Source organism: Paramesorhizobium endophyticum, assembly GCF_014640615.1.
Lineage (GTDB): Bacteria > Pseudomonadota > Alphaproteobacteria > Rhizobiales > Rhizobiaceae > Paramesorhizobium > Paramesorhizobium endophyticum.
Genome location: NZ_BMHH01000010.1, coordinates 26909 through 40145 on the forward strand (window position 1 = coordinate 26909; position 13237 = coordinate 40145).

The 13237-nt window shown below is 60.7% G+C and carries 13 protein-coding genes; 9 read left to right on the forward strand and 4 right to left on the reverse strand.

The window, feature by feature from the left end; all coding sequences use genetic code 11:
• Positions 1–107: 107 nt before the first annotated feature.
• Positions 108–1031: a KPN_02809 family neutral zinc metallopeptidase gene (gene ypfJ / locus IEX53_RS13200; protein WP_188824647.1), complete on the forward strand. Its 924-nt coding sequence runs from the start codon at positions 108–110 to the stop codon at positions 1029–1031.
• A 35-nt stretch (positions 1032–1066) separates the two neighbouring features.
• Here ypfJ and IEX53_RS13205 read toward each other — a convergent pair whose 3' ends face one another.
• Together IEX53_RS13205 and IEX53_RS13210 are read right to left on the reverse strand one after the other, a co-directional pair.
• Positions 1067–1486 carry a type II toxin-antitoxin system HicB family antitoxin gene (locus IEX53_RS13205; protein WP_188824648.1) on the reverse strand — a complete coding sequence of 140 codons (420 nt, stop codon included), beginning with the start codon at positions 1484–1486 and terminating at the stop codon, positions 1067–1069.
• A gap of 308 nt (positions 1487–1794) precedes the next feature.
• Complete coding sequence (locus tag IEX53_RS13210; protein WP_188824649.1) at positions 1795–2118, reverse strand: winged helix-turn-helix transcriptional regulator; 324 nt, start codon at positions 2116–2118, stop codon at positions 1795–1797.
• A 145-nt stretch (positions 2119–2263) separates the two neighbouring features.
• On the opposite strand from IEX53_RS13210, the gene gstA reads away from it, so the two are divergent.
• The gene (gstA, locus tag IEX53_RS13215) at positions 2264–2899 is read left to right on the forward strand and encodes a glutathione transferase GstA (protein ID WP_188824753.1); all 636 of its coding nucleotides are present in this window, start codon (positions 2264–2266) and stop codon (positions 2897–2899) included.
• A gap of 63 nt (positions 2900–2962) precedes the next feature.
• Here gstA and carA read toward each other — a convergent pair whose 3' ends face one another.
• Positions 2963–4177 (reverse strand): glutamine-hydrolyzing carbamoyl-phosphate synthase small subunit, encoded by a 1215-nt coding sequence (gene carA, locus IEX53_RS13220; RefSeq protein WP_188824650.1) that lies wholly within the window; start codon positions 4175–4177, stop codon positions 2963–2965.
• A gap of 243 nt (positions 4178–4420) precedes the next feature.
• On the opposite strand from carA, the gene IEX53_RS13225 reads away from it, so the two are divergent.
• Both IEX53_RS13225 and IEX53_RS13230 read left to right on the forward strand, forming a co-directional pair.
• On the forward strand, positions 4421–4873 hold the full coding sequence (locus IEX53_RS13225; RefSeq protein ID WP_188824651.1) for a GatB/YqeY domain-containing protein: 453 nt from the start codon (positions 4421–4423) through the stop codon (positions 4871–4873).
• A 9-nt stretch (positions 4874–4882) separates the two neighbouring features.
• Complete coding sequence (locus IEX53_RS13230) at positions 4883–5392, forward strand: GNAT family N-acetyltransferase (RefSeq protein ID WP_188824652.1); 510 nt, start codon at positions 4883–4885, stop codon at positions 5390–5392.
• A 4-nt stretch (positions 5393–5396) separates the two neighbouring features.
• Here the strand turns inward: IEX53_RS13230 and IEX53_RS13235 are convergent, their stop codons facing one another.
• Positions 5397–7061: a Na/Pi cotransporter family protein gene (locus IEX53_RS13235; RefSeq protein WP_188824653.1), complete on the reverse strand. Its 1665-nt coding sequence runs from the start codon at positions 7059–7061 to the stop codon at positions 5397–5399.
• Between the two features lie 255 nt (positions 7062–7316).
• Between IEX53_RS13235 and dnaG the strand changes: the two genes are divergently transcribed.
• The 5 genes from dnaG (at position 7317) to IEX53_RS13260 (ending at position 13121) form a co-directional block, all read left to right on the forward strand.
• Positions 7317–9275, forward strand: coding sequence for a DNA primase (gene dnaG / locus IEX53_RS13240; RefSeq protein WP_188824654.1), 1959 nt, complete (start codon positions 7317–7319; stop codon positions 9273–9275).
• Between the two features lie 336 nt (positions 9276–9611).
• On the forward strand, positions 9612–11633 hold the full coding sequence (gene rpoD, locus IEX53_RS13245; protein WP_188824655.1) for an RNA polymerase sigma factor RpoD: 2022 nt from the start codon (positions 9612–9614) through the stop codon (positions 11631–11633).
• Between the two features lie 264 nt (positions 11634–11897).
• Positions 11898–12188 carry an HlyU family transcriptional regulator gene (locus tag IEX53_RS13250; protein WP_188824656.1) on the forward strand — a complete coding sequence of 97 codons (291 nt, stop codon included), beginning with the start codon at positions 11898–11900 and terminating at the stop codon, positions 12186–12188.
• A complete protein-coding gene (locus tag IEX53_RS13255) occupies positions 12185–12643 on the forward strand; it encodes a YcgN family cysteine cluster protein (RefSeq protein ID WP_188824657.1) in 459 nt (152 codons plus the stop codon). Before IEX53_RS13250 ends, IEX53_RS13255 begins: the two co-directional genes overlap by 4 nt.
• 121 nt (positions 12644–12764) lie before the next feature.
• Positions 12765–13121 carry an antifreeze protein gene (locus IEX53_RS13260; RefSeq protein WP_188824658.1) on the forward strand — a complete coding sequence of 119 codons (357 nt, stop codon included), beginning with the start codon at positions 12765–12767 and terminating at the stop codon, positions 13119–13121.
• The last annotated feature ends 116 nt before the right edge of the window (positions 13122–13237 follow it).

Below are 13237 nucleotides of genomic sequence, written 5' to 3' on the forward strand. Positions count from 1 at the left end.
TTCGCCATTTTTCGTGATCGACCGGGAAGCCGAGTTTCGCTGTTGCGAATCCATGTGTTTGTGTAACGATTGTTCTTGATGGGGTTTCACGGACAGGGAGTGGGCTGATGCGCTGGCAGGGCGGCAGGCAGAGCGACAATGTGGAAGACCTTCGCGATGAGACCGGCGCTCCGCAGAGCGGGTTGGGACAGGGAAGGTTTGGCGGCGGCGGGCTCGTGGGGCCGGCATTCCAGCTGGTGCGCAACGGTGGAATTCCGGGCATCATCCTTCTCGTGGTTGCCTTCTTCGGGATGAAGGCCATCGGGCTCGACCCCATGCAGTTCCTCCTGACGGGCAATCTGGCTCCGGCCCAAAGCTCCCGCCAGGTTTCCGGCGCTCCGGCCGGCCCGCGCAATGACGAGATGACGCAATTCGTGCGCACCGTGCTGGCGGAGACGGAAGATGTGTGGGGCGGCATCTTCAAGGCCAATGGCGCAACCTATACGCCGCCGACGCTGGTGCTGTTCAGCAATCAGGTGCGCTCGGCCTGCGGTTTCGCCAGCGCAGCCTCGGGGCCGTTCTATTGCCCGGGAGACCGCAAGGTCTATATCGACCTCAGCTTCTACAACGAACTTGCCAATCGCTTCGGCGCGTCCGGCGATTTCGCGCAGGCCTATGTGCTTGCGCACGAAGTGGGCCATCACGTGCAGAACCTGCTCGGCATCCTGCCGCGCTTCAATCAGGCGCGGCAGACAATGGACGAGGCGCAGGCCAACGCCATGTCGGTGCGCGTGGAATTGCAGGCAGATTGCTTCGCCGGCATCTGGGGCTATTACACCAACCAGAAGGGCATCGTCGAGGCGGGCGATCTCGAAGAGGCGATCAACGCCGCCCACCAGATCGGCGACGACACGCTTCAGAAGCGTACGCAAGGCTATGTGGTGCCCGAAACTTTCAACCACGGCACGTCGGCGCAGCGGGCAGAATGGTTCACCCGCGGCTACAATTCCGGCAAGCTGGACTCCTGCGATACGTTCAACGCGAATATGTGAGGAAACCGGCTCTCGTTTAAGTCAGCGCCTAGCGTTTAAACTTCGCTCAAAATCTTCTTTCGCGCAGCGCTTGCTAAAAAGGCCGAGCGAGTCAATCCTGAGGCGTCCGCCGCCTCATCGATTGCTTCCAGCAGTCCCGCGTCTATCGAAAGGTTGGCGCGGACCTGGCGTCCTTTTTCACGAACCAGCGGGATGACGACCATTGCGGCTCCGTTCGCAATCTCCTCTGCGACCTCCGGATTCCCGCGCAATTCGTCGGCCGTGCGGGGCGCCGGCATCGGCTGCATATCCTCGGCATCGGAGTACTCAACCCATTCCGCAAGGGCGGAGACGGCATTGCGGATCGCCTCATCGATGGTCTTCCCCATGGCCGTGCAGCCGGGAGCGTCAGGGAACGTCACGCCATAGGCACCCGTCTTGCCGTCAATCAAGGCGATATACCTGGTCGTTGTCATGGCTCACTCTCCTTGGGACTTACCCCAACCCGCCGCCTTTGCAATCGATTGCGCGACACCCTGGGTTAGGGTTCTGTGACGCGGGACCTGAATCATCCGGTGGCCGGGCTTGATGAAGTTCTCATGCTCCTTGCCCCCTTTGCTGGTAACCTTCGGCGAGGAGACGCGCTACGATCTTGCGGCGATCATCTTCGAATTTCGGCATCCCATCGTGTCCCCCCAATACACGTTATGCGCATTATATTGCGCAAATCGCAATTTTTACAACAGCGCGCACCATTATGCCGGGTGCGCGCGGTCATAAAACCTCACGCAGCATTCCGAGCTTTGAGCCACAAGCCAAACTCCTGAACAACGCTCACCACCTTGTCCAGCCGTTTGCCATCCTCCGTGAGAGCGTACTCCACCTTGACTGGTACGGTAGGATAGACGGTGCGTTGGACAAGGTTCGCGTCTTCGAGCGCGCGGAGATCGAGTGTGAGCATCCGCTGCGAGATGCCCGGCACAAGCCGCCGAAGTTCGTTAAACCGCTTTGGTCCGTCCACAAGAAACGAGACGATGAGCAGACGCCAGCGTCCGCCGAGCAAATGCATGGCTTCTTCAACGGAGCAACCCGACACTGTGTCCTTCATCGATAACCTCTCGATCAGACTAGGTATAATTTATGTACCTAGACGACAAAATTTTGCGTTCTTACGCTTTTATACCGCCTGGGCTACATGGCTGTAACCCTTCTAAAGCGAAGGCCCCAACTGGAAACCATGGAGCGGCTCTATGATGAAACTCTATTACATGCCTGCCGCCTGCTCACTTTCACCTCATATCGTCGCGAATGAACTCGGCCTCGATGTCGAGTTCATCCAAGTCGATCACAACGATCATACAACCGAGCAGGGGCAGCACTTCTACAAGGTAAACCCGCACGGCTACATTCCCGCGCTTGAACTGGACGACGGAAATGTGCTGCGTGAAGGGGCTGTCATTGTTCAGTATCTTGCAGACAAAAAGCCCGAGATGGGTTTGGCTCCCGCGAACGGAACCTTTGAGCGCTACAAACTGCAGGAAATGCTGAGCTTCTTGTCAACGGAAATCCACAAGGGCTTCATTCCGCTTCTTTATGCCCGTTTGGCCGGTGATTATCTCGAAACCGCAAAGCCGAAGCTGGAGAAACGCTATGCGTGGATCAACGAGCATCTGGCCGACAAGCTGTTCCTCATGGGAGATTGCTTCACGGTTGCCGACGCCTACCTGTTCGCCTTGACGGGGTGGGGCCAAGCATCCTGGCTGAAATCCTATTATAACGCGCCTATTAACTTTGAAAGGCTGAAAAATCTGCAAGCCTGGTACGAGCGTCTCAAAAGTCGCGATGCGGTGCAGAAATCCATCCTTCAAGAAGGTCTTGATTTCAACTAACGTGCTTTGATGCCTCGGCGATAATCCGACGAGGCATCAATCATGAAATTGGCTATCTTGCCTTCACGCCGCCTTGGGCCGCTCCTCCACCGTGGGCTCGCCCTTCTTCTCGCGGATCAGGTTGAAGAACCGGGTGAAGAGGTAGTGCGAATCCTGCGGGCCGGGCGAGGCTTCGGGGTGGTGCTGCACGGAGAAGACCGGCTTGCCGGCAAGGCGTAGGCCGCAATTGGAGTCGTCGAAGAGCGAGACATGGGTTTCTTCGACGCCCGCGGGCAGCGAGGCGGAATCGACGGCGAAGCCGTGGTTCATGGACACGATCTCCACCTTGCCGGTGGTGTGGTCCTTGACCGGATGGTTGGCGCCGTGATGGCCCTGATGCATCTTCTGCGTCCTGGCGCCCAGCGCCAGCGCCAGCATCTGATGGCCGAGGCAGATGCCGAACAGCGGAATGCCCGTCTCGATCAGCTTCTGGATGGTGGGAACGGCATATGCGCCCGTCGCCGCCGGGTCGCCGGGACCATTGGAGAGGAAAATGCCGTCGGGATCATGCGCCAGCACGTCCTCTGCCGTCGCGGTAGCGGGCAGTACCGTTACTTTCGCGCCGAGCCCGGCCATCAGGCGCAGGATGTTGCGCTTCACACCATAATCGATGGCGACGATATGGTAGCGCGGCGCTTCGCCTGTCGCGTAGCCCTTGTTCCACACCCAGGGCTCCTCGTTCCAGACGGAGGTCTGGCCGGAGGTGACTTCCTTGGCAAGGTCGAGATTTTCCAGGCCATGCCAGGCGGCGGCGCGCTTTTTGAGTTCGGCGAGGTCGAACACGCCGGAAGGCTCATGCGCGATGACGGCATTCTGCGCGCCTTTTTCGCGGATGAGGGCGGTCAGCGCGCGCGTGTCGATGCCGCAGAGCGCGATGACGCCGCGGGCCTTCAGCCATGCGTCGAGATGGCTTGCCGCGCGATAATTGGAGGGCTCGGTGATGTTTGCCTTGAACACCGCGCCGACCGCGCCTGCGCGATTGGCGGGCGTCAGGTCTTCGATGTCTTCATTGTTGGTGCCGACATTGCCGATATGCGGAAAAGTGAAGGTGACGATCTGCCCGGCATAGGAAGGGTCGGTCAGGATTTCCTGATAGCCCGTCAGCGCGGTGTTGAAGCAGACCTCGGCCTCAACGGCGCCGGTCGCGCCAAGGCCCATGCCCTCGATGACCGTGCCGTCAGCGAGAACCAGCAGGGCGGTCGGTTTAGCCGTGGTCCACGGCGCGGTTTTATCGGTCATCGGGCACTCCATGTGGTGTTTCGTTCGCAGCATAATCTTGTCCGAAAAGTCTGCAACTTTTCGGGATCATGCTATAGGCACGGCAAAACGCGGACCAAGCCATTCAAGCCCGTCGCCCCGTGTCCAAATGAAAATTGTCCAGCTAGACTTCGGTCAATAAAGAAACTACGGCCCCGGGTCAACGCTTCACGGAATCGATTTCACCTCTATTATAGGTCTCAAGTTTCAAATCAGGAGATAGTCATGCTGCGCGACGAGATTGCACAGGCCCTCACCACCGCTCTCAAGGCGCGCGACCAGCGCCGCACTTCGACGCTGCGGCTAATCATGGCGGCGGTGAAGGACCGCGACATCGCCAATCGCGGCGCGGGCAAGGAGGCGGTCGCGGATGACGAGTTGCGCTCGATTCTCGCCAAGATGATCAAGCAGCGCGAGGAATCGGCCAAGCTCTATGACGATGGCGGCCGTCCGGAACTGGCGGACCAGGAGCGCGGCGAGATCGAGATCATCCGCGAGTTCCTGCCGCAGCAGTTGGGCGAAGCGGAAACGCGGCAGGCCATCGCCGACGCGATTGCCGAGACCGGCGCTAGCGGCGTGAAGGACATGGGCAAGGTCATGGCCGTGTTGAAAGAGCGCTTTTCCGGCCAGATGGATTTCAGCAAGGCCAGCGGGATCGTGAAGGAACTGCTGGCGTAGGCCGGAAGGGTGATCAGGAGAGCCGAGATAGGCGACGCTTCCAGCCTGGCCGCGGTCGGGCTGGAAGTGTGGCTCCATACCTATATCCGGGATGGTGTGAGTGCTTTCTTTGCCGATTATGCGCTCGCCCATTTCACAGCGGCGCGCTTCGAGGAAATCCTCTCCCGGGAGAACGAGCATATCTGGGTTGCGCAAGGTGCTGCAGGCATTGTCGGATTCGCTCATGTCTTGGAAGGAGCGACGGCTCCGGTCGCGGGTTGCTCCGATGTTGAAATTTCAACGCTCTACGTCCAGCCGCGCCATCAGAACAATGGCGCGGGGTGGCGGTTGCTGGATGCGGCGTTGGCGCATTGCGCATCGACCGGAAAGCCTGATGTCTGGCTGACGGTGAATGCCGAGAACCAGCGGGCGATTGATTTTTATCTGAGGAACGGCTTCAAAAAGGCTGGCGAGACACTGTTTCGGATCGGCAATCAGGCTTATCCCAACCACGTCCTGCAATTTACTTTCCAAGGATAGGCGCTCAACTCCGCGCCACGCGCAGCCTCGAACCCCTGAGCAATCCCTGTTCCTCGAGCACAGGATAGGCGATGGCGGCCAGCAGGGAGTTGATCTGCTTCAGGTCGCGAATGGTGTCGAGGTGGATGGTGCTTGTCTCGATGCTGCGCTCCGAGCCCTGGCGCAGGCGCGAGAAGTGTTGCTGGCTCGTTTCCTTCTCGATGTCGCGCAGGCGGTCCTTTTCCTGAACTAGCTGGCGCGCAGTGTGCTCGTCACGCGAGACCAGCACGTTGAAGGCCAGGCGGGCGTTGGCCAGCACGAAGGCGTGGAATTGCGATAGCTCGCGCCAGCCTTCCTCGGTGAATTCCAGCTTGCGGTTCATCTTCTTCTTCACCTGGGCGAGCATGTTGCGCACGATGATGTCGCCCACCTGTTCGAGCTTGACGCAGGCGCCGAGCAGTTCCTGGGTGCGCAAGGCCTCGTAATCGGTGAGATTGCTGGTGGCGAGGCGGGCGAGGTAGAGCTTTATCGCGGCATGTCGCCGGTCCACCTTGTCGTCGAGCGCGGCCAGCTCATCGATGCTTGCCTGATCGGGGTTCTCATAGAGATCCATGATGCGCTGGAGCATCAATTCCACGGTTTCGCAAACGCGCACGACTTCGCGCGTGGCGTTGGCGAGCGCCAGCGAGGGGGTGCCGAGGACGCTTGGGTCGAGGGCGCTGACCTCTTCCGCCGCCAGCCGCGGCTTGACGGGCGTGTTGAGGCGGACCAACGCTTCAGTCGCGCGCAGCACCAGACCTGAAAGCGGGATGCCGGCGATCAGGATGAGGACGTTGAACAGGATATGGGCGTTGACGATCTGCTCCACCGGGGTGCTGCCGAGAAGGCTCACCGGCGGCTGGAAGGCGAGGAACAGCAGGAGGGCTATGAGCGAACCGGCGCCACGCATCAGAAGATTGCCCAGCGGCACCACGCGGGTCTTGGGCGGCGCGTTGCGGGTAAGGATCGGCGCGATGATCGAGGAGCCGAGATTGACGCCCAGCACCATGATCAGGCCCAGTTCCGGGTGAATCAGCCCGCGCGAGGCGAAGCTGGTGAGCAGGATGACGCCTGCGATGCTCGAATGGAACAGCCAGGTAATGAGCGCGGCCAGCAGATAGGCGGTGACGGGATCGCTTGATAGATAGCTGACGATGACGGGCAGAAGTTCGCTGTGTCGCAGCGGCTCCGTCGCCTGCCCAGTCATCTCCAGCGAGAGGATGAGAAGGCCGATGCCGACCAGGATGCGGCCGTTCTGGCGCCAGTCCCGCCGTTCCGTCGTCATGAAGATGATGGTGCCGGCCAGAAGGCAGATGGGCACGAGGAGTGTCAGGTCATAGTTCAATATCTTGACGACGAGCGCGGAGCCGACTTCCGCACCACGCACGGCCATAAGCCCGGCAATGCCGCTGACGAAATTGGATCCCACGAAGGAGCCGATCAGCAGCGTGACGGCGGTCGAACTCTGGAGCACGATCGCTAGCGCTGCGCCGAAGCCGACAGCAAGGATCGGACGCTTCACCACCTTGCGCATGCGCTGGCGCAGGGCGGTGCCATAGGTGCGCTCCACTCCTGTGCGAACCATGCGGGTCGCCCATAGGAGCAGGGCCACCGCCCCTGCCAGATGCAGCAAGACTACCGAGCCATTCAAGATATTACTTCCTTACAGGCATCAACACGCGACTATGATAGCCGGTTAAATTTAGATTGAACTGGATAATATACTCCATTCAAACAGTTTTCTTGTCTAATATGGCCACTATCTTGGAAAAATGCGGTAACTTTCATTGCACGGCTTTGTTTGCCCTTTCCTCGGGGGATAAGCGGCACTCGCCGTTTGGCGCTCATCGCCATTCCGGCTATGATAAGCGGCTTTAAGCCCCAAGGTTCCCAGAGTAGCATTCAGATGCGTTTTCCGCCTTCATTTCTCGATGAGATACGAGACCGCGTGCCGATCTCGACGCTGATCGGGACGCGCGTGTCGTTCGACCGCAAGAAGACGAACGCTTCCAAGGGCGATTTCTGGGCGTGCTGTCCGTTCCATGGCGAAAAGACGCCGAGCTTCCATTGCGAAGATCGCAAGGGCCGCTACCATTGCTTCGGCTGCGGCGTGACGGGTGATCATTTCAAGTTCCTGACCGATCTGGAAGGCCTGAGCTTCCCTGAAGCCGTCGAGCGCGTGGCTGATATGGCCGGCGTGCCGATGCCGGCGCGCGATCCGGAGGCTGAAAAGCGCGAGGCGCAGCGCGCGACGCTGCATGACGTCATGGACATGGCGGCGCGCTTCTTCGAGCAGCAATTGCAATCCGCATCAGGCGCCAAGGCCCGGGCTTATTTGCGCGAGCGCGGCCTTTCGACCGCCACGCAGCAGGCGTTCCGCCTCGGCTATGCGCCTGAAAGCCGCAACGCGCTGAAGGAGCATCTGGCGCTCAAGGGCGTGACGCGCGAGCAGATGGAGGCTTGCGGCCTTGTCGTGCATGGCGATGGCATCGCCGTTTCCTACGACCGTTTCCGCGACCGCGTCATGTTTCCCATCGAGGATATGCGCGGGCGCGTCATCGCCTTCGGGGGCAGGGCGCTTTCGCCCGACGTGCCCGCGAAATATCTGAATTCGCCGGAAACGGAGCTCTTCCACAAAGGGCAGATTCTTTACAACGCCCTGCGCGCCCGCAAGGCCTGCCAGCCGCAGGGCGGCGAGGCGGCCAAGGCGATCATCGCGGTCGAAGGCTATATGGATGTCATCGCGCTGGCGCAGGCGGGGTTCCACCAAGTGGTCGCGCCGCTCGGCACCGCCTTGACCGAGGACCAGCTCGAACTGCTATGGCGGGTGAGCCCCGAGCCGGTGCTCTGCTTCGATGGCGACCAGGCGGGCATTCGCGCCGCCCACCGCGCGGTCGATCTGGGGCTGCCGGGGCTGAAGCCGGGCCGCTCGCTGCGCTTCGCCGTGCTGCCCGAAGGCAAGGATCCGGACGATCTCGTCAAGGCCGATGGCCCGCAGGCGTTTCAATCTGTGCTGTCAGATGCGCGGCCGCTCGCCGACATGCTCTGGGCACGCGAGACGGCGGGCGGCGTGTTCGATACGCCGGAGCGCCGCGCGGAGCTGGAAGCACGCTTGCGTGAAATCACCTCGCGCATCGGTGACGAGAATGTGCGGCGGCATTATGCGCAGGACATGCGCGACCGGGCTCAGGCGTTCTTCGGCCAATCGCGGCAGGGCAATAATCGCGGCAACAATCGCAACGGTTATGGCCAGGGCCAGGGCGGATATGGTCAGCGGGGGAGGGGCGCGGCTTCCGGGCGGCTCGCGGTTTCCGACAGTCTTGCCCGTTCGTCACTGGTCAAGAGCGCTTCCAGCGCCTCCATGCCGCCGCTGCGCGAAACGGCGATCCTGTTGATTCTTCTCCATCATCCGCGATTGATCGACGAGGATTTCGAGACCATTGCCGCGCTCGACCTCGACCATCCGCAATTGCGCCGCCTGCATCTTGCGATGCTTGACGCCATGGCGGAGAGGCATATCGCAGACGGCGCGCAGATGCATGAGGCGCTGCGCGCCGCCGGCCATGGCGAGGCGATCGAAGCGCTCGATGCGCTGGTGCGCCGCGCCCGCGTCTGGACTGCGACGGAGCGCGCGGCGGAGGAAGATGCACGCGAAGCGCTCAAGCAGGCGGTTCACTTGCATCAGCGGGCGAGAGTTCTACATAAGGAGCTGAGAGCGGTGGAAGCCGCGCTCATGGACGATGAAACGGGCGAAGTTTTCGGGCGTCTCCTCGACATCCAGAATGAAATCCGCAGGGCGGAAGCAACCGAGGCGTTGATCGACGGTTTCGGAATTCCGTCCGGGCGTCCAGCCGGCGGCTTCTGATTCGTTTCTTCGGCAAACGCATAAAATGATTCGCTTTTTTGATGCGAATCAGATGATTCGCTCTTGACGAGCGGCGGAAACGACGGAATCAGGACGTTTTAATCATTGGGTAAAACTGGCAAGCCTGCAAGGCCCATCCGGGGTTTTTCGCGAAATTGCCCGAAAACGGGCCGTTCGCCGCCCTGAAACGTAAAAATCCTGTGAGGCCGGAATCAGGGTTAATCGGCTATTAACAGGAAGCAGCTACTCGCTGATCATCATGAGCTTAAGTGCAAGCCGTCCGCACGCTCTACTTTGACAAGACAAAGCGATCCAAGGTCGCCTGGAGACAAGCATATGGCAACGAAGGTAAAGGAAAACGAAGAGGCTGAAGTCGAGCGCGAAGGCGCAACCGATGGACCGCTTCTCGACCTTTCTGACGACGCTGTCAAGAAGATGATCAAGCTCGCCAAGAAGCGCGGCTATGTGACCATGGACGAGCTCAACGCCGTCCTGCCTTCCGAGGAAGTGACGTCCGAGCAGATCGAGGACACGATGGCGATGCTCTCCGACATGGGCATCAATGTCGTGGAGGATGACGAGCAGGACGCCGACAGGGAAGAGAGCGAGGGCGACGAGGAGTCCGAGGGCGGCGAGCTCACCGAGGCCACCGGCACCGCCGTTGCCACGACCACGACCAAGCGCGAGCCGACGGACCGCACCGACGATCCCGTGCGCATGTATCTGCGCGAGATGGGCTCGGTGGAGCTTTTGTCGCGCGAGGGCGAAATCGCCATCGCCAAGCGCATCGAGGCCGGCCGCGAGACGATGATCGCGGGCCTGTGCGAAAGCCCGCTGACCTTCCAGGCGATCATCATCTGGCGCGAGGATCTCAACGAGTCGAAGGTTCTGCTGCGCGAAATCATCGACCTTGAAACCACCTATGCCGGGCCGGAGGCCAAGCAGGCACCGGTGGTGGAGCGGGTCGAGGAAGAAAAGCCGCGCGTGGAAGAAAAGCCGCGCCGCGCCTCGCGCGACGATGATGACATCACCAATGTCGGCGGCGAATCCCTCATCGAGGAGGATGACGAGGACGACGACGAGGCCAATCTGTCGCTGGCGGCGATGGAAGCCGAACTGCGCCCGCAGGTGATGGAGACGCTCGACCTCATCGCCGACACTTACAAGAAGCTGCGCAAGCTGCAGGACCAGCAGGTGGAAGGCCGCCTGGCCGCGACCGGCGAACTTTCCACCAGCCAGGAACGCCGCTACAAGGAGCTGAAAGACCAGCTCATCACGGCGGTGAAGTCGCTGTCGCTCAACCAGAACCGCATCGAGTCATTGGTCGAGCAGCTTTACGATATCAACAAGCGCCTGGTGCAGAACGAAGGCAAGCTCTTGCGGCTCGCCGAATCCTATGGCGTGCGCCGTGAGGAGTTCCTTAGGGAATATCAGGGCAGCGAGCTTGACCCGAACTGGGTGGAGCGCATCGGCGTGCTGCCGTCGCGCGGCTGGAAGGAATTCGCCAAGAACGAGGTGAGGGCGATCCAGAACCTGCGCGCCGAGATCCAGAACCTGGCGCAGGAGACGGCGATTTCCATCGGCGAATTCCGCCGCATCGTCAACCAGGTGCAGAAGGGCGAGCGCGAGGCGGCCATCGCCAAGAAGGAGATGGTGGAGGCAAACTTACGCCTCGTCATCTCCATCGCCAAGAAATACACCAATCGCGGCCTGCAGTTCCTCGACCTCATCCAGGAAGGCAATATCGGCCTGATGAAGGCGGTGGACAAGTTCGAATACCGCCGCGGCTACAAGTTCTCGACCTATGCGACGTGGTGGATCCGGCAGGCGATTACCCGCAGCATTGCGGACCAAGCAAGAACGATCCGCATTCCCGTGCATATGATCGAGACGATCAACAAGATCGTGCGCACCTCGCGCCAGATGCTGCACGAAATCGGCCGCGAGCCGACGCCTGAGGAACTGGCCGAGAAGCTGGCCATGCCGCTCGAAAAAGTGCGCAAGGTGCTGAAGATCGCCAAGGAGCCGATCTCGCTCGAAACGCCTGTCGGCGACGAGGAGGATTCGCATCTGGGCGATTTCATCGAGGACAAGAACGCGCTGCTGCCCATCGACGCGGCCATTCAGGCAAACCTGCGCGATACGACGACGCGGGTGCTCGCCTCGCTGACGCCGCGCGAGGAGCGTGTGCTGCGCATGCGCTTCGGCATTGGCATGAACACCGACCACACGCTGGAAGAAGTCGGCCAGCAATTCTCGGTGACGCGCGAGCGTATCCGCCAGATCGAGGCGAAGGCGCTGCGCAAGCTGAAGCACCCGAGCCGCTCGCGCAAGCTGCGCTCGTTCCTGGATAGCTAAGGCTTCCGGGCTGTTGTGGTGATGGAAACGTAGAGGAATGGATCCCAGTGACAAGCACTGGGATGACGGGGTGGAAATGTTTCACCTGGCAAAAAGCCGTTCTTGCAGGTGGAAGACGGTGGAGATTAGCGCCGACCGCAAACCCAATCCGTCATCCCAGTGCTTGTCACTGGGATCCATTCCTCAACGATACCGCAGCTACTACGCATAAGAACATTGGTATTCATCGTTCCATTCAGAAGTGAAGCGCTCCGGGAGAACGTTATGTCATTTTTAAAGCGTCTTTTCGGTGGCGGCGGGAGTGTCGCCCAGCCCGCCCCAGCCAAGGAGGCCGGACGGGCCGAGCACGAAGGCTTCCTGATCGTTGCAACGCCCATGAGTGAGGGCGGGCAATATCAGGTCTGCGGCGTCATCTCCAAGGAAGTGGACGGCGTGGCGAAGGAGCACAAATTCATCCGCGCCGACAAGTTCGCCAGCCTAGACGATGCGGTGAACATCACGCTCGCCAAGGGACGCCAGATCGTCAACGAGCAGGGCGAGAAGCTTTTCGGGTGAATGACAAACCGTTCTGGCTCAGGAAATCGCTTGAGCAGCTGACGAAGACCGAATGGGAAAGCCTTTGCGACGGCTGCGGCCAGTGCTGCCTGCATAAATTGCAGGACGAGGATACGGACGAGATTTACTGGACCAGCGTCGCCTGCACCCTGCTCGACGCCGAAACCTGCCAATGCTCCGACTATCCGGGCCGCAAAAAGAAGGTGCCGGACTGCGTATTCCTGACGCCTGAAATCATCCGTGAAGCCGACTGGCTGCCCAGGACCTGCGCCTACCGGCTGGTGGCCGAGGGAAGCGGCCTCTATTGGTGGCACCCGCTCGTTTCAGGCAGCCCCGACACGGTGCATGAAGCCGGCATCTCCGTGCGCGGCAGGATCACGGCCTTCGACCACGACATGGAAAGCGACGACGATTATCTGGAGCATATGACGGGCGTAGACGACCGGCGAGGGTAGGGGCTGGCATGAACCGAAAATGAATGACCGGTTCGCTGTTTATTCAGTTTCCGCGCGTTAGTTTATGCTCGGTGCCGGCCACAAAAGCAGCCGGCAAAGTTGAGAATGGAAAGGAGCCTCCATGTCCCGTATTTCCTTCAAGAGCCTTATTGCGCCAGCCGTCATCGGAGCGGCGATCATGTTCTCGGCGGGAGCTGCCGCCAATGCCGCGCCCATCGCGCCTGCTGTATCGGCCATGCCCGCCGCTGGCGGCCATATCGTTCAGGTCGATCATCGCTGGGACCATCGCCCGCAGCATTACCGCCCGGCCCGCAATGCGTGCTCGGCTGCGCATGCCGCCCGCAAGGCCGAGCGCATGGGCTTCCGCCGGACCCGCGTCGACGTACGCCGCAATACGGTGCGCGTCTATGGCGTGCGCAAGGGCTTCCGCTCGAGCGTGACCTTCGCCCGCGCTCCGGGATGCCCGATCGTCCGCTAAAGCATGATCCCGAAAAGTTGCGGACTTTTCGGATACGTGCGGCAAAACCAACAGGACGAGATGGAACATCGGCCAAAGAAAAAGGCGCCTCGCGGCGCCCTTTTCGATTCATGGAT

Coding starts and splice junctions, on each gene's coding strand:
- ypfJ (WP_188824647.1), top strand. CDS start 108: ATGCGCTGGCAGGGCGGCAGGCAGAGCGACAATGTGGAAGACCTTCGC.
- IEX53_RS13205 (WP_188824648.1), bottom strand. CDS start 1,486: ATGACAACGACCAGGTATATCGCCTTGATTGACGGCAAGACGGGTGCC.
- IEX53_RS13210 (WP_188824649.1), bottom strand. CDS start 2,118: ATGAAGGACACAGTGTCGGGTTGCTCCGTTGAAGAAGCCATGCATTTG.
- gstA (WP_188824753.1), top strand. CDS start 2,264: ATGAAACTCTATTACATGCCTGCCGCCTGCTCACTTTCACCTCATATC.
- carA (WP_188824650.1), bottom strand. CDS start 4,177: ATGACCGATAAAACCGCGCCGTGGACCACGGCTAAACCGACCGCCCTG.
- IEX53_RS13225 (WP_188824651.1), top strand. CDS start 4,421: ATGCTGCGCGACGAGATTGCACAGGCCCTCACCACCGCTCTCAAGGCG.
- dnaG (WP_188824654.1), top strand. CDS start 7,317: ATGCGTTTTCCGCCTTCATTTCTCGATGAGATACGAGACCGCGTGCCG.
- rpoD (WP_188824655.1), top strand. CDS start 9,612: ATGGCAACGAAGGTAAAGGAAAACGAAGAGGCTGAAGTCGAGCGCGAA.
- IEX53_RS13250 (WP_188824656.1), top strand. CDS start 11,898: ATGTCATTTTTAAAGCGTCTTTTCGGTGGCGGCGGGAGTGTCGCCCAG.
- IEX53_RS13260 (WP_188824658.1), top strand. CDS start 12,765: ATGTCCCGTATTTCCTTCAAGAGCCTTATTGCGCCAGCCGTCATCGGA.